At 39.1% G+C, this 16,761-nt stretch carries 15 protein-coding genes; 10 read left to right on the top strand and 5 right to left on the bottom strand.

Annotated elements, in window-relative coordinates; all coding sequences use genetic code 11:
- Entirely contained in the window at positions 1-870 is an 870-nt protein-coding gene (locus Q0954_RS00580; protein ID WP_299452305.1) for an AraC family transcriptional regulator, read from the bottom strand.
- 141 nt (positions 871-1,011) lie between these two features.
- Between Q0954_RS00580 and Q0954_RS00575 the strand changes: the two genes are divergently transcribed.
- A complete protein-coding gene (locus tag Q0954_RS00575; protein WP_299452302.1) occupies positions 1,012-2,205 on the top strand; it encodes a dipeptidase in 1,194 nt (397 codons plus the stop codon).
- A 26-nt stretch (positions 2,206-2,231) separates the two neighbouring features.
- Here Q0954_RS00575 and Q0954_RS00570 read toward each other — a convergent pair whose 3' ends face one another.
- Entirely contained in the window at positions 2,232-3,092 is an 861-nt protein-coding gene (locus Q0954_RS00570) for a biotin/lipoyl-containing protein (protein WP_299452299.1), read from the bottom strand.
- A 264-nt stretch (positions 3,093-3,356) separates the two neighbouring features.
- Here Q0954_RS00570 and Q0954_RS00565 point away from each other — a divergent pair, with 264 nt between their 5' ends.
- A complete protein-coding gene (locus Q0954_RS00565; RefSeq protein ID WP_299452296.1) occupies positions 3,357-3,872 on the top strand; it encodes a ClbS/DfsB family four-helix bundle protein in 516 nt (171 codons plus the stop codon).
- A 98-nt stretch (positions 3,873-3,970) separates the two neighbouring features.
- On the top strand, positions 3,971-4,234 hold the full coding sequence (locus Q0954_RS00560; RefSeq protein WP_299452293.1) for a hypothetical protein: 264 nt from the start codon (positions 3,971-3,973) through the stop codon (positions 4,232-4,234).
- 249 nt (positions 4,235-4,483) lie between these two features.
- Here Q0954_RS00560 and Q0954_RS00555 read toward each other — a convergent pair whose 3' ends face one another.
- Positions 4,484-4,912, bottom strand: coding sequence for a hypothetical protein (locus tag Q0954_RS00555; RefSeq protein WP_299452291.1), 429 nt, complete (start codon positions 4,910-4,912; stop codon positions 4,484-4,486).
- Positions 4,913-5,483: 571 nt separating this feature from the next.
- On the opposite strand from Q0954_RS00555, the gene Q0954_RS00550 reads away from it, so the two are divergent.
- The 3 genes from Q0954_RS00550 (at position 5,484) to Q0954_RS00540 (ending at position 9,116) form a co-directional block, all read left to right on the top strand.
- Positions 5,484-6,584, top strand: coding sequence for an Mrp/NBP35 family ATP-binding protein (locus Q0954_RS00550; protein WP_299452288.1), 1,101 nt, complete (start codon positions 5,484-5,486; stop codon positions 6,582-6,584).
- A 36-nt stretch (positions 6,585-6,620) separates the two neighbouring features.
- Positions 6,621-6,875: a NifU family protein gene (locus Q0954_RS00545; protein ID WP_002703225.1), complete on the top strand. Its 255-nt coding sequence runs from the start codon at positions 6,621-6,623 to the stop codon at positions 6,873-6,875.
- Between the two features lie 126 nt (positions 6,876-7,001).
- Entirely contained in the window at positions 7,002-9,116 is a 2,115-nt protein-coding gene (locus Q0954_RS00540; protein WP_299452276.1) for a M43 family zinc metalloprotease, read from the top strand.
- A gap of 62 nt (positions 9,117-9,178) precedes the next feature.
- Here Q0954_RS00540 and Q0954_RS00535 read toward each other — a convergent pair whose 3' ends face one another.
- Positions 9,179-10,333 carry an acyl-CoA dehydrogenase family protein gene (locus tag Q0954_RS00535; protein ID WP_299452273.1) on the bottom strand — a complete coding sequence of 385 codons (1,155 nt, stop codon included), beginning with the start codon at positions 10,331-10,333 and terminating at the stop codon, positions 9,179-9,181.
- 970 nt (positions 10,334-11,303) lie between these two features.
- On the opposite strand from Q0954_RS00535, the gene Q0954_RS00530 reads away from it, so the two are divergent.
- The 4 genes from Q0954_RS00530 to Q0954_RS00515 all read left to right on the top strand — a co-directional run bounded on the left by Q0954_RS00530 (position 11,304) and on the right by Q0954_RS00515 (position 15,457).
- Complete coding sequence (locus Q0954_RS00530) at positions 11,304-12,617, top strand: UDP-glucose/GDP-mannose dehydrogenase family protein (RefSeq protein WP_299452271.1); 1,314 nt, start codon at positions 11,304-11,306, stop codon at positions 12,615-12,617.
- A gap of 322 nt (positions 12,618-12,939) precedes the next feature.
- Positions 12,940-13,902 (top strand): UDP-glucuronic acid decarboxylase family protein, encoded by a 963-nt coding sequence (locus Q0954_RS00525; RefSeq protein WP_045114667.1) that lies wholly within the window; start codon positions 12,940-12,942, stop codon positions 13,900-13,902.
- 12 nt (positions 13,903-13,914) lie between these two features.
- Positions 13,915-14,970 carry a UDP-glucose 4-epimerase GalE gene (galE, locus tag Q0954_RS00520; RefSeq protein ID WP_299452263.1) on the top strand — a complete coding sequence of 352 codons (1,056 nt, stop codon included), beginning with the start codon at positions 13,915-13,917 and terminating at the stop codon, positions 14,968-14,970.
- A gap of 61 nt (positions 14,971-15,031) precedes the next feature.
- Positions 15,032-15,457 (top strand): DUF4907 domain-containing protein, encoded by a 426-nt coding sequence (locus Q0954_RS00515; protein WP_299452261.1) that lies wholly within the window; start codon positions 15,032-15,034, stop codon positions 15,455-15,457.
- Positions 15,458-15,526: 69 nt separating this feature from the next.
- Here the strand turns inward: Q0954_RS00515 and Q0954_RS00510 are convergent, their stop codons facing one another.
- Complete coding sequence (locus Q0954_RS00510) at positions 15,527-16,759, bottom strand: hypothetical protein (RefSeq protein ID WP_299452258.1); 1,233 nt, start codon at positions 16,757-16,759, stop codon at positions 15,527-15,529.
- Positions 16,760-16,761: the final 2 nt, after the last annotated feature.

Below are 16,761 nucleotides of genomic sequence, written 5' to 3'. Positions count from 1 at the left end.
TCAATATTTTACATTTTTATGCTCTTGCAAAAGTTGTTTAGGTGTAAGTTGATACTTCTTTTTAAATGCTTTGATAAAGTGAGATACGTTGTCATACCCTGTATCATAAGCAATTTGTGTTACACTACTTTCAGCTTTTATTAACACTTCGTAAGCCTTATCAAGACGTTTTTCTATCAACCACTTTTGTGGAGTGTTGCCAAAGCGGGCTTTAAACTCACGCCTAAAAGTCGATACACTTTTTCCAGTAAGGTAGGCGTAGTCTTCTACCCTAAGTGGTTTATCGTAGTGGGCTTCCATAAATGTTTTGATATTTCGGGAGGCACCTTGTTGGGCTTGGCACAAAAAGTAAGGAAAAGTAGTGTTTTGAGCTTCTAATAAATACAAAAGTTCTAATATTTTCAATTGAACAAAAGCAGGCTGAATGAGTGGCATTTTAGGTAGTATGTGTACCAACCCTTGAAAGTATTCCATCACCAAGTTAACTTCAACAAAGGATAGATGGCTAGTTGATTTTAATGAAACTCCTGAAGCGAAAGGGGATTGTTCTAAAAAATGAGTAATAACATCATCGCTTATAAAAAACAATATACTCTCGAAACCTTCATTGTTGGCAAACAAGTCTGACACATTGTATAAACCTTTGGGAAGAAAAGTCATTGTACCTGCCGGTATTTGTATAACTTGCTCCTCACAGGTAGTAATTTGCTGGCAACCTTTCGTTACCATAGAAAGTACAGCTTTACTAATGTAACCTTCACGGTTAACTGCAGGTTCAGATAGTTGCTTTTTTAAAACAAAAGATTTTCCATCACTTAATATCTGTTGGATAAAAGGCTGATGAAGCAACCTTTGAGGAATTGAGATCATATTATTGGATATTCGGAAAGAGCAGTTTAACTATATAAACTGTAGTCAAGATAAAATATTTTGATAGAGTTTTATCAAGTCTGCCATATTTTCTTGATATTAGAAAAAACCCTCTTTTATCATTCTTTAGTCACACGCCTTATGAATAATACCAAAAGAACACTGTTAAGTTTGTTATTAATTTTTGGAAGCACAGTTCATTGTCAATCGCAAACCTCTGACCAACCACTATATCAACGAGCAAAGCAACTGGCTCAAAAATTCATCATACTTGATGGACACATAGATACACCATACAGAATAAAAATCAGTAAAGAAAATGTAGCCAAGCCTACTTCTAAGGGAGACTTTGATTATTACAGGGCAAAAAAAGGAGGATTAAATGCTCCTTTTATGTCTATTTTTATTCCTGCGTTTTTTCAAAATAAAAATGGACGAGCTAAGTTTTTTGCCAATGCATTGATAAGAACAGTAGAAGAGTTAGCAGAGCGAAACCCTCAAAAGTTTGCGATGGCACGTACTCCGCGTGATATAGAGAAACACTTTCGTAAAGGACTTATTTCGCTGCCTATGGGCATGGAAAATGGAGCACCTATAGAGGGAAGACTAGAAAACTTAAGTTTCTTTTACAAACGTGGTATACGATACATCAGCCTTACCCACGGCAAAGATAATCATATTTGTGATTCATCTACCGATCCTCGTAAGACGTGGGGTGGTTTAAGTCCTTTTGGTAAAAAAGTAGTCAAAGAAATGAATCGTTTGGGAATGATGGTAGATGTATCGCACGTATCTGATGAGACTTTTTATCAGGTAATTCAATTGTCCAAAGCTCCTGTCATTGCGTCACATTCTTCATGTCGAAAGTTCACCCCAGGATTTGCCCGTAATATGACAGATGACATGATTAAGGTTTTGGCTAAAAACGGAGGAGTAATTCAAATTAATTTTGGCGCAATGTTTTTGAATGAAAGCTCAGGCAATGCTTATGTCAAAATGACTCAAATTCGTTCAAACCTAAAGCTTTCACCCCAAAAGCGTGAAGCTGCTGCTAAAGCATATATTAAACAGCATCCATTAAAGGCTGACATTCACGAAGTAGTCAAACACATTGATCATGTGGTACAAATAGCGGGAATAAACCATGTAGGATTAGGCTCAGATTTTGACGGAGTGGGGGATGCACTGCCTGAAGGCTTAAAAGATGTTTCTTTTTACCCAAATCTGATTTATTACTTGCTTAAAAAAGGTTATTCTGAGAAAGATATTGAAAAAATTTGTGCTGGCAACGTGCTCAGGGTATGGAAGGCAGTAGAAAAACAGGCAGGAAAATAACCCTGCCTCACTACTCATTTAGCAAATTACAATGCTTTGTAAATACCTTTGATATACTCTTCGCTTAGATGCACATAAATACTGGCAGCTTTTTCAAGAGTAGCTTTATAACTTTCAGGGAGTTGTTTCGTCACCTTTCCAGGAGTCCCCATAACCACGGAGTAATCAGGCACAACCATGTTTTCAGTAATCAAAGCATGGGCACCAATGACACAGTATTTACCTACTTGAGCCCCATTTAACACCGTAGCACGCATACCTATCAAAGAAAAGTCGCCTATGGAGGCTCCATGCACGATAGCCCCATGCCCTATAGTTACACTTTGCCCAATGGTGGTAGGCTTGCCTTCATCACAATGAATAATGCAACCATCTTGAATATTGGTGCGATCTCCCACTACGATTTGGTCTTCATCGGCACGTAACACTGCCTGATACCAAACCGATACCTGATTGCCTAAGGTAACTTTACCCACAACTGTAGCATTGCTTGCTATAAAGCCACCCTGTCCATGTTGAGGGGTATAGATAGTGGTTGATTGAGCAGGTTCGGTTTCATGCATTTTTTTTTCTCTCACAAGTAGAGCGTCAGCCTCTAGTACACCATATTCAGCCAAAATACTTTTATAATCCTCAAATTTTTCGTGTGCTTCGCCTATAATCCCAATCAACATACCCTCCACAAGTTTGTCATCTTCTTGTGCCACTTTGTATAGCAATGTCCCCTCTAAATCTGATGTTATTTCAAGTACAGCTTTATCACTTTCTACCTCTAGCAGTGGATCATTTAATTTCACAAAAGATCCCGTTTTTTTTAGCCAATGACTCAATATAATGTAATCAGGTTCAACTTCGTTCATTTTCGGAATCACTACAGCTTTTGCCATATCAGTAATTTGTTTAGGTATTAGATGTAAAGTAACCTTTTTGCAAGAATGTAAAAAGGCTATATGACAATATACATTTATTTTTTCAACAACTTCTGTACAGCCTTTTTTTCATTTTTACTTTTACGAGATATATTCCTTCAGTAGGATCTTTTACAGGCAGACGACTTTATTTTTTTTTGAACAATGATTTAGATCATCTGAAAAATGATCTATAAAACTTAAATTTGCAGTATATGATACACCTTTCATTTTTAAGATCGTATGCCTAAACCTCGAACTAAAGCTGAACTACTTGACACCAGTCAGAAAAATTATTCGCGTTTATGCGAGTTTATTGCTGGTTTTGATGAAGATATACAAAATACTACATTTCCTGAGGGGTATCTTAACCGTAATATTCGGGATGTGTTGGCTCACTTGCATCATTGGCATTTGTTAATGACTGAGTGGTATACTGTAGGAATGAATGGGCAAAAGCCTGCCATGCCTGCTGAGGGCTATCGCTGGAAGGATACTCCAAAACTCAATCAGGTAATTCAAAAAAAATACGCCAATACAGAGTTGTTTCGCGTAAAAATACTACTAGAAACTTCTTTTAACATTGTCCAAAAACTCATTCACCAACATAGCAATGAAGAGTTGTTTGAAAAGAAACATTACCCTTGGACAGGGTCTACATCATTGGGGGCTTACCTGATTTCAGCAACAGCCAGCCATTATGATTGGGCTTACAAACTAATCAAAAAATGCATGAAACAAGCTAATCAAAAAGTTTAAACCCGTATTTTGACTTTGTTCGTGGCCAAACCTAACCAATGGTCTAAACCCTCGTTGAAGTTTATATAAATCAGTAATCAACTTAAATATAAATGAGTATGAGTTTTGGATCTATTCAGGCAATGATTACGTCTTTGAAAAACAATCAACGTAACAGACAATTGCCGTTTGATAACACAAACCCTAAAGGGATAGGTGAAGTTAAAAATACAGGTTTTCCTGAAAGGGATACAACACTAGAGGAGAAGCAAGCCTGGCAAAATCATTTCAGAAAAGAACGTCAACGTAAAGATATGATCATGTGGTTTGTAGGGATTATTTTTTTGGGGATATTGGTGGGTATAGTTTGTTACCTGGCATAGCTGTAAATCATCAATACAGGCTCAGGTTGAATGAAAGACGCTCAATCAGAAGCAAGCTAATTTAGTAGATGGTCAATGTTTTGTAGTGAAAATAATTAACAGAAAATGTTTAATTGGATTGGTTGGAATATATAAGGGAAGGATTTAATAGAAGCATATTGCTTGAGGGTGAGAAAACCTCCACGGCTTTGAGAGGTTTTTACCAATAAATTTCATAATAAACATTGACCACCTATCTGTAAACCTGGATCAGGCAGGTTGCGCCAAGAAACTCAATGCTTGGTTTTCACGGGTAAAGTAATAATTACCACGATGGGTAACTGGTGTATTGCCTTTGCGATGAAAAGACGTGATTTTGGTTAAAAAACGTCCCGAAATATTTAAGGGTAATAAAAATGCATTGACTCGCTTTTCGCTCAAATTCAATTGTGCCATTTCTTCTACCGACTGAGGATACCAACGTTCGGTAAGCCATTCCAAGTCTTCGGCAGTAATGCCATAACACTCTCTTTGATCTAAATACCAATGGTTGCACTGGTTGTCTTTAGCAATTTTTAGTGCTTGAGTCCAGGCTTCTTTGTACAAATCAGGAGATGAATAACCAAATAAGCGAATACGAATTACATGTAATCTAGAATCGTAATATATATAGGTGATTTTATTTAAAAAACTTTTCACTCTTGTTGTAAAGTTACAGGGTCAAATAATTTATATTTCTCGTCATCATAAAAGTATTACTATTCTCTAACCTAAAAAAATCAATGTCTTTTGCTTAGCTACATGTGTATTTAGCCTTACATATATATGGTATACACCCATTAAACCTTCATTTCTTTGGCTTTCCTAAAAAAAACCAATCGATCTGATATATCGTGTTTTTTACTTATTAAATAGCGATTGCTCCGTTTAAACCAATGATTTGTTTCTTATCGCAGGTTTCTAAAGCTGTTTAAAATCGATAATATGCTCGAATGGGGTAAAAATATTACAACCAATCTATATATTTCATTTTAAAACATAATATCAAAAAAAGGCTCTTTTTAAGCACTCTTACTACTTATTAACACTTTTTTTTCCCACACATTTTTACAAAAAAAACCGCTTAATCTTTTCCTGAATGAATCTTTAGCACACTCAAAAACAAAACAAGTGAGTGCAGCGACAAACCATTTAAAACCCAAATTAGTTAGAATTATGTGTTATCTTTGTATAGCTAAAATTTAAATAGGATTCGAAAAGAACAACATATATGAATATTACTCAGGAAGCGGTTTTAAAAGCTCTTAGTACAGTAGAAGAACCAGATCTTAAGAAAGACTTGGTTACTTTGAATATGGTAGACAAGATTAGCATAGATGGTAATAAAGTTAGTTTTACAATAATATTAACCACTCCTGCTTGCCCATTAAAAGAATTGATAAGAAAACGTTGTGAAGACGCCATACATGAACATGTAAATAAAGAAGTGGAAGTAACAGTTAATATGACAGCTGAGGTCACTTCTACTCGATTTGGTACTACACCGGTATTGCCCAAAGTAAAAAATGTGATTGCTATAGCCTCTGGCAAAGGTGGGGTAGGTAAATCTACAGTTACCTCTAACCTGGCAATGGCGCTTACTAAAAGTGGAGCAAAGGTTGGCTTGCTCGATGCTGATATTTATGGACCATCTATACCTACAATGTATGGAGTAGAAAACGGCAAACCTGAAGTAACCGAAGTAGATGGTAAGAATATGATTTTGCCCATAGAAAGCCTGGGAGTTAAAATTATCTCTATGGGTTTTTTGGCACCCGCCGAAAACGCTGTAGTTTGGCGTGGTCCTATGGCTAGTAAAGCACTGACTCAGTTTTTGGGTGATACTTTGTGGGGCGAGCTAGACTACTTACTCATTGACTTGCCTCCTGGCACCAGCGACATACACCTTACCTTAGTACAGGCAGTTCCTGTAACTGGGGTATTGATTGTAACTACTCCACAAAAAGTAGCCTTGGCCGATGCTATCAAAGGAGTGGCTATGTTCCGTCAGCCTCAAATTAATGTGCCAGTATTAGGAGTAGTAGAAAATATGGCTTATTTTACACCTGCCGAATTACCCGATAATAAATATTATATTTTTGGCAAAGATGGCGGTAAAGAGTTATCAAGACGTTTTGGGGTGCCATTTCTAGGAGAAATACCTTTGGTACAAGGTATAAGAGAAGGAGGAGATAATGGAGTACCTGCAGTACAAGATGCTGATGAAACCACCGTTAAAGCCTTTGAAGGGCTTGCCCAAAGCCTTGCCCAGCAAGTAGCTATACGTAATGCAAGCCAGCCTAAAACACAAAAAGTAGAAATTAAAGTATAGCAACCTGGGGTTGCTTAGCTCAAACCAAACGAATTTATGGATACTACAATAGATATGATAGAGCGCGTAGATAACGCACTAGATACTATTCGCCCCTACCTCAAAACAGATGGAGGTGATGTAAAAGTGCTGGAAGTAAGTGAAGATGGGGTTGTTAAACTAGAGCTGATGGGTTCTTGTGGCTCTTGCCCTATGTCAGCTATGACATTAAAGGCAGGTATAGAAGAGTCTATCCGTAAGGCAGTACCAGAGATTACTGCAGTAGAGGCAATTAACATGACCCCTATGTAAATAATATAAAGGGAAGGCATATTTTATATGAGAAATGAGGTACTTTATGTCACCTCATTTTTTTTGCCTCTCAGACAGGCATTTTTTTACTATGAATGTGTATAGCACACAACAATACTTTATCTAATGGCAAATTACACTACTACACCTCTGCTTGTTCTTTTATTGATGTTGACGAATGTATTTCAGGCCAACGCTCAACAAACTCCAGTGCGTTGTGTGCCCCATTCGTCCTCGCCTGACTTTGAGCAATGGTTACAACGTAAAGTCACCAACCCTGGTAATAAACGAACAACTGAAGAAGTAATCACTATTCCGGTGGTGGTACATGTGGTGCATAACGGCGAACCAGTAGGTGAAGGCACCAATATATCGCAAGCACAAATAGTGTCTCAAATCAGGATATTGAACGAAGATTTCAGAAAAAAACTCCATACGAATGGGTATAATGCTCACCCGGCAGGAGCAGATATAGAGGTAGAATTTCAACTTGCGATTCAATCGCCGGAAGGTATACCTACTGATGGTATTGTACGGGTAAAAGGAAACAAAAATATTTGGGATGTGCCAGATGACCAAACTCTGAAGGCCTTGAGTTACTGGAACTCTGCTAATTATTTGAATATATGGGTATGTGATCTGGACGGTTTTTTAGGATATGCTCAGTTTCCGGAAACCGATGTAGTAGGTATTCCTCAGAATGGTACTACTAAAAACCCATTAACAGATGGAGTAGTTGTTGACTATCAAGCTTTTGGAAATACAGGCAATGTAAAAACTCCCTTTCACTTGGGGCGTACTGCTACCCACGAAATAGGTCATTACTTGGGTTTACTACATATATCGGGCGATGGTAATTGCCCTACCGATGATTATTGCACTGATACTCCTCCTGTAAACTTTCAGACATCGGGTTGCCCCAATCCTAAACCACTTGCCTGTGACGGTGCAGAGGCACAAATAGAAAACTACATGGACTATTCGGATGATCCTTGTATGAACCTGTTTACAGAGGAACAAAAAAAACGCATGCGCACCGTATTGGCAAATAGTCCTCGGAGAAACTTTAAGAACTCTCCTGGTTTGCAGGTGGCAATACTTACACCAGACAATGCCAGTATAGTAACCATTAGCCAAATCCAAAACTCGTTGTGTACACAGGAAATAGCACCTAAAGTGTTGGTACGAAACTTTGGAAACAATGAACTAACATCGCTTACGATTAAGTATGAGGTAGATGGGGACAATGTACAAACTTTTGAATGGCAGGGTAACCTTGCCTCGCTGGACACCACTACAGTTGCTTTGCCTGGTACTCAAGTATCAAGAACTACACATGAGCTTAAGGTATACAGCGAGCTACCTAACGGTAATGCCGATTCTCAGCCAGCCAACGATACTAAAACGCAAACCTTTAAGGTACTGCCATTGAACGAGCTGCCTTTGAGGTATGACTTTACTGATAATACCATCTTAAACACCCTCTGGCAAATTAACAACCCAGATGATAACGAAACCTGGCAACTCACTACATTGGCTGTACAAAACCAAATTTCGGCAAATGACGCGATGCTATTGTCTTACTTTGACTATCCACAAACAGGTGCACTCGATTACCTGATTTCGCCCTTGCTGGATATAAGCAATGCTCAAAGCCTTACTTTAAGCTTTAGGGTGGCTTATGCTCCCTTTAAAGACGAAGACTTGGTGTCGAGAGATGGGCTAAAAGTGGGGATAACTACTGATTGTGGTAAAACCTTTATAACAGCTTATGAAAAATATGGCGATACGCTTGCTACCGATGAGGCAGTGAAGGAAAACTGGAAACCAACACAGGATAGTCATTGGCGTACCGAAAAAGTAAACTTAGGTGCCTGGCTGGGTAACTCGCAGCTTCAGGTAGCATTTATTGGGGTAAATGCTTATGGAAACAATATTTATATAGATGATGTATCTTTGACGACTGCCCCCTTGTCGACCAATCCCAATGATTTTGTGCGCATTACTCCCAACCCTGGACGGGGTACAGATATCAAAGCAAATTTGCAACTACCAACAGTAGTAACTACGCTTGATTGGGCATTATTTGATCTTACGGGTAAAAAGGTAAGATCTGGGAAAATTTCCAAGGCTCAATTTCAATCATTTGCCATTACAAATGCTCAGGATAAGCAAGGAGTCTATATTTTAAAAATAAGTACCTCCGACTACAACGTTGCCAAGCGAATAGTATTATACTAACCTCGAAAACAAAACCCTGGGCGTGAAAATGCTCAGGGTTTTTATTATATATCAAAAAACTCTTATCCTTTCAAAATGGCTCTTGAAATCACTACTTTTTGAATTTCAGAGGTTCCTTCGCCAATGGTACAGAGTTTAGAGTCACGATAAAACTTTTCTACCGGAAAGTCTTTCACATAACCATATCCTCCAAATATTTGTACAGCTTCGTTAGACACTCTCACTGCTACCTCAGAAGAATAATACTTGGCCATTGCAGATTCTTTACCTACTTTCTTACCAGCATCTTTTAAATCAGACGCACGCTCAGTCAATAGTTTGGCTGCGTCTATCTCGGTTGCCATATCTGCCAATTTGAACGATATTCCCTGAAAGTTGGCTATAGGCTGTCCAAACTGTTGTCTCTCTTTGGCATACTGCAACGCAGCTTCATACGCTCCTTCAGCAATACCAAGCGACAATGCTGAGATAGAAATACGTCCACCGTCTAAAATCGCCAATGCCTGACGGAAACCATCACCTACATTACCCAGCATATTTTCTTTAGGGATGCGACAGTTATCAAAAATCATTTCAGCTGTTTCAGAAGCACGCATTCCAAGTTTGTTCTCTTTTTTGCCTCCGGTAAACCCCATTGTACCACGCTCTACTACAAAAGCAGATGCATTACCAGACTCGTTGGGTTCGCCTGTACGGGCAACTACCACTGCTATATTTCCTGAAATACCATGTGTAATAAAGTTTTTGGCTCCATTGAGCACCCATTCGTCTCCATCTAACACGGCAGTAGTACGCATATTACCAGCATCAGATCCAGTATTGGGTTCGGTAAGCCCCCAAGCTCCTATCCATTCGCCAGTGGCAAGTTTAGGCAACCAGCGTTTTTTTTGTTCTTCACTGGCAAATTGTAAAATATGGTTGGTACACAAAGAGTTGTGCGCTGCCATGGACAAACCAATAGAACTATCTATTTTAGATACCGCCACAATAGCAGCTACGTATTCTTTATACCCAAAACCAGATCCACCATATTGTTCTGGAACTAACATTCCCATTAGACCAAGTTCACCCATTTGGGTAAATATTTCTCGTGGAAAAGTTTGTGTTTCATCCCAGTCCATCATGTAGGGGCGGATATGTTTTTCACCAAAATCGGTAACGCTTTGGGTTATTTCGGCAATGATTTCTTCTCGATTGGACAAAGTTTCTGTGTGCATGTTAAATTGAATTTTTCAATGCGAAAATAGAAATAAAATCATACTATAACAACCTCTCGCTTATTCTCATTTATTTTAGGGGTAATTCAAGTCTACTGAGTTACTGTTTATTAAGATATAATTTGGCGAAAACTTAAAAAGCCGAACTAATTTTTCTTTGAGAGGTAGTTTTCTTTCAAAAAAATTTTTTCTGTTTCAAATTCTTACATCTAACATTATCAGACATACTTTTGTTTTGTTTATAACATTACAACCTACCTGAATTTACACTTGTTGATGGCTTTCATGAATAAGTGATAATGATTGCTGCATTATTTCACAAAAACTGGTAATTAAAGTAATAAACTTATAGTTTTGTCTTTTAAGAAATGGACAAAAAATAACTTTCTGATTTTAGGGCATATTTTACTGCGAAGGCTTTACCAAACCCTGAAGTGGGAAGCTTATTAAATGGAATATTTCTAAGGAATGTGTCAAAAATAAGCTTACTCTGGTAAATCAGGGCTATAAACTTTTTTAACGGTTGCTTTTTCTGACATGCTTTGTAAGCAATTTATCCTGTAAATTTGGCTTAGCACCCAGTGGATATCGCCTTACTTCATTTGTCGGAAAAATAACTATTTAACACTCTATAGAGCTTTATTTTGTTCACCATTCCTAAGGGAGCAAACAAAACATCATTACAGGTTCTGGCCAATGAAGGAGGGATCAGAGGATCATTTATACTTTGTCACCCTTAAATATATCCCTTATGGTATTAATTTCTCACACAAATTACTAAATTGTGATTGATGTGAGCATCAACATTCATTAGTTATGTCATTCTAAAATCAAGCAACTGTTTGCTATTTAGCTATTCATATTTAATGAAGGGGATATCCAGTAATTGTACAACAATAAGAATATGTATGTTGTTTTATTGGCACTCTTTGACATAAAAAACACATTGCCATCACTAATAATTTGATATATGAAAATAGCAGTAGTTGGTACTGGATATGTAGGTTTAGTTACAGGTACCTGCTTCGCCGAAACCGGTAATAATGTTACGTGCGTTGATATAGATACCGAGAAGGTAAACAAGCTAAAAAAAGGTAAAATCACTATTTACGAGCCAGGTTTAGATGTATTGTTTGACCGCAATATCAAACAAGAACGCCTTAAGTTTACCACCAACCTTGAAGAAGGCATCAAAGGGGCTCAAATCATCTTTCTGGCGTTGCCAACCCCCCCAGGTGAAGATGGCTCCGCTGACCTAAAATATGTTTTACAAGTAGCCAGCGATTTAGGGCATTTGCTAGAGGAGTATGCTGTAATTGTTGACAAGAGTACAGTACCTGTAGGAACAGCCGAAAAAGTACATGCCAAAATTGCCGAAAATGCCAAGGTAGACTTTGATGTAGTATCAAACCCTGAATTTTTGCGTGAAGGTGTGGCGGTAGAAGATTTTATGAAACCCGACCGGGTGGTAGTGGGTACGTCATCTGATAAAGCCCGTAAACGTATGGAAAAGCTTTATATGCCTTTTGTACGCCAAGGCAATCCTATCATTTTTATGGATGAGCGCTCAGCAGAAATGACAAAGTATGCTGCCAACGCATTTTTGGCTACCAAAATCACTTTTATGAACGAAATAGCCAATCTTTGCGAGAAGGCTGGTGCCAATGTTGACAATGTTCGTCAAGGGATTGGTACTGACGCCCGTATTGGTAAGCGCTTTTTATTTGCAGGCATTGGCTACGGAGGAAGCTGTTTTCCTAAGGATGTACAGGCGCTGGCCAAAACTGCCAATGAATATGAGTACGATTTCAAAATACTCAATTCGGTAATGAGTGTAAACCAAGAACAAAAAACCAAGTTATTACCTCAGCTCAAGACGCATTTTAATAATGATCTAAAAGGTAAAACATTAGCTGTTTGGGGACTTTCGTTTAAGCCGTATACCGACGATATACGCGAGGCACCCTCATTGGAAAACATTCACGCATTGTTGGAGGAGGGTGTAACAATAAAAGCTTATGACCCTGAGGCCATGGACAATGTAAAACAAGTAATTGGCGATAAAATAGAGTATACAGACAGCCCTTATGGTGCACTGTTAGACGCTGATGCACTACTGATTTTTACAGAGTGGCCGGTATTCAGAACACCAGATTTTGAGGTAGTAAACAAGTTGCTCAAAAACAAGGTGATCTTCGATGGAAGAAACTTGTTTGAGTTGGAGCAAATGCAAGAACTTGGTTACAAATACTATAGCATTGGACGAGAAGTAGTAAAAAACTAAGACAGGATGATAAGCCCATAAAACACTCTTATAAAGTGGTTCTATGGGCTTATTTTATGTAGATGGTTATAATTACACTGTAAACTAAATATCTTATGCTTTTTTCGGCTTCGTTTGCCCTCTGACTTCTTATCAAAAACATCGCGTAGCTTTGGTTCCGATATGAATCGGAATTGTAAACTAACTCTGCTAGTTCCCTGCGGGATAAATTTTGATCATCGTCAGAAACCAAACGAACCTCGAACTACGCAACAACTTATTTAAGTTACAATGTAATAATACTGTCAGATTTCTTCTAAATTTATCTAATAAATACATATTCATGAAAAGGGTTTTGATCACAGGAGCAGCAGGTTTTTTGGGCTCTCACCTTAGCGATCGTTTTATCAAAGAAGGGTATCATGTTATAGGAATGGATAACCTGATTACAGGTTCAATGGATAACATAGAGCACTTAATGCCCCTCAAAGAATTTGAGTTTCATCATCACGATGTTTCTAAATATGTGTATGTAGCAGGCGACTTAGACTACATTTTACACTTTGCTTCACCTGCCAGCCCTATCGACTATCTTCAGATTCCTATTCAAACACTTAAGGTGGGCTCTTTAGGTACACACAATCTATTGGGGCTCGCCAGGTCAAAAAAGGCTCGTATGCTAATTGCGTCTACTTCTGAAGTGTATGGAGACCCTTTGGTACACCCTCAAAACGAAGACTATTGGGGCAATGTAAACCCCATTGGTCCCCGTGGAGTATACGACGAAGCAAAACGGTTTCAGGAAGCTATTACTATGGCATACCACACATTTCATGGACTCGAAACCCGCATCATTAGAATATTTAATACTTATGGTCCTCGCATGCGTCTGGATGATGGTCGTGCATTGCCAGCGTTTATAGGACAAGCTTTACAAGGCAAAGATTTGACAGTGTTTGGTGATGGTTCACAAACGCGTTCGTTTTGTTATGTAGATGATTTGGTGGAAGGCATTTACCGTTTGCTAATGAGCGACTATGCCCACCCTGTAAACATTGGTAATCCTGACGAAATCAGCATCAAAGATTTTGCTGAGGAAATAATAAAGCTTACGGGTACCGATCAAAAAATTATTTACAAAGATTTGCCGAAGGATGACCCTAAGCAACGAAAACCAGACATTACCCGCGCCAAAGAAATGCTTGGTTGGGAACCAAAGGTATCGCGTGCTGAGGGGCTTAAAATTACTTACGAATACTTTAAAAATTACTTAGCAAAAAAATCGGCTCAAGAAGCCCAGGTTTAACCACATGCACTAATGAAAGTTTTAATAACAGGAGGCACAGGCTTTATTGGCTCACATACGGTTATTTCATTAGTAAAGGAGGGACTCGACCCTGTGATTATAGACAACTTTGATAACTCATCACCTTACATTCTTGAGGCGTTAGAGAAAATAACAGGAATGAAACCTTCTTTTTATAATGTAGATTGCAACGATGCACAAGCCCTTGACCAAGTGTTTGTGCAAGAAGGCAATATTCAGGGGGTCATCCACTTTGCTGCGCACAAAGCAGTGGGCGAGTCGGTAGCAAACCCTTTGAAGTATTATAGAAATAACCTTGGATCACTTATCAACTTGCTAGACCCTATGCTGAGGCATAAGGTAAGCAGTTTGGTTTTTTCATCATCTTGTACTGTATACGGGCAACCAGCTACGCTTCCTGTTACAGAAACGGCAGCAGTAGTACCCGCGGCTTCGCCTTATGGCAATACCAAACAAGTGTGTGAAGAAATTATCAGAGACACGGTTGCCAGCAATGTTCTTAATCCTGAGCAATCGCCAATGAATGCGGTATTATTGCGGTATTTCAACCCTATTGGGGCACACCCCAGTGGACAAATTGGAGAACTGCCACTAGGTGTACCAGGCAATTTAGTACCTTTTATTACACAAACTGCCGCTGGCATACGCCCGCAACTTACAGTATTTGGCAACGACTACGATACCCCTGATGGTACTTGTATACGTGACTATATACATGTGCTCGACCTGGCAGATGCTCACGTAAAGGCTTTGCGATTTGCGGCCAATGTTGCTGACAAGAAAGGGCTTTGCGAAGCTTTTAATATTGGTACTGGCAAGGGGCACTCGGTCATGGAGTTAGTAAAAACTTTTGAGCAAGTAAGTGGTTTATCACTCAATTATTTATTAGGCGAACGCCGCCCAGGAGACATTGAACAAATTTATGCCTCAGTAGACAAAGCCCAGCAACAATTGGGTTGGGTAGCTCAAAGGAGCATAGAAGAAGGGCTGCGAGATGCCTGGAATTGGCAAAAGAACCTGGAAAACCTGGCGTTAGATAAAGCCTAAATACCTAAAGGCAACGGGTTGGTTGCTCGTTGCCTACTTTTATCGTCAATTCAACATCAAGATGAAACAATTCTCTTTATTTTGCTTATTGTTACTATGGATGATGGGGGCTTGTAAGCCTTCTGACTCTAAGGGTTCAGGTAATCAAAAAGATTCGAGTAGCCATTCTACTACTGATCAACCCTCAAAACCAAATAAACCTCAAGGTAATACACCTGCTGTAAATCCTTATGCCGAAGCATTGTTTGAGACCAAGATAATTGATGGTGAAGAGGGCACTTTTGGCTACGAAATAACAGCAATAGTGAACGGTAAAACACAACGCATCCGTCAAACACACAAACCAAGTTTACCAGGCATTAAGGGGTTTGACACCAAAGCTCAAGCTCAAAAAGTAGCCGATTTTGTGGTCAATAAGATTAAGACACAGGGCTTTCCTCCTACAGTTACTCCAGAAGAGCTGGCACAATTAGGAATAGTGAAGTAAATTGCTTTTGATAGTAAATGCTTTTAGACAAACAGACTGATACTGCCGAATGTAGCCGGTTTCCTCCTATCAATCCTTCCTACTTTTTGGTTCATTTTTTTGCCATTGCCTGAATAAAAAAGACCACCAACGCCGACTTTGAGCAATGAGCCAATAACTAAGTACCATATAGGCTGCCCACGCAGCTACTGTGCCCAAGTCAGCATATTCGGGAAACCAAGTCTTGAAGGCTTCGTTTTGGCTAGTTTGAAGAGGAATGAGCGAAAAAAATCGGATAATTGGTAAACTTAGGGTTGCCGTAGCCACCAGTACCCACTTGCTTTCGGCTTGAATACGCCAAAGCACCAATGTCATGATAAAAGGATAACCCAAAAACATAATACGGGTCATATCACGCCCTGCCAATATGCCTAGCAACAGATGTAAAGCACTGAACACAATCAGCATAGGCAATATATTCAGTTTTTTAGGAAGTTTTCCTACATTTTGCCAGGCAAGCAACCACCAACCACCAAAACCCACAAACATGGCTACTACCCAACGCAACAGGTCTAGAGGGTTTTGTAGGGTTTCGCGCACAAAAAATAGCAAGGTGATGAGCGAATTTTTACCCTCCCCTCCTACTGGAACAAACCAGTGATTGAGCAAAACCTTGGTAATAAAGCCTAGTAGCACAGCAATGCCCAACCACCTAAACCGCTTATAAGTTGGTTTTGCGGAAAAAAACCGCTGTTGAATAAGTTCATATAGTGCCCATATAATGATCAGGGCAAACCAAGACTCTTTCTGAGCCACTGCCAAAGGAGTAATGGGCAACAGTAGCCATAGCCAACGGGGACGAATAAATACCAGTAACAATAAACTATGCAATAGGTAAAGTGGTACATCTACTGTAGCAAAGTCATATACATTGAATCGTACAATGCCTGTCCAATGAAAAAGTAACCAACTCCCCCCTATCACTTGCAAATGTCTGGGTAAACTCATTGCTTGCCAGCAAAAAAGTAGAAAGTGTATTGCCAGCAAAGTAAAACCCCAATGCAACCAGGTAAAAGCTTGTTGGGCGTTATTGGTAGGGAGCTGAGCCGCTAACCAAGGTACTGCCACCCGGCTATGAAAAGGAAACTTGACACAGTAGGTACTTGTATTGCCTTTAAAATAATCATAAGCTGCCAAATACTGTTTGCCGTCGCAAAGTGCACAAGCATCATAAGGTACCGAAGGTTGCATACTTGTGGTGTACCACAACACCAAAACGGTTGTACAACTAAAGGCGATATGCAAAAAAACTTTTTGTGGCATTT

Origin of the sequence: uncultured Microscilla sp., from assembly GCF_947493425.1 — a bacterium.
Lineage (GTDB): Bacteria > Bacteroidota > Bacteroidia > Cytophagales > Microscillaceae > Microscilla.
This window is presented reverse-complemented; position numbering and strand designations above follow the sequence as displayed.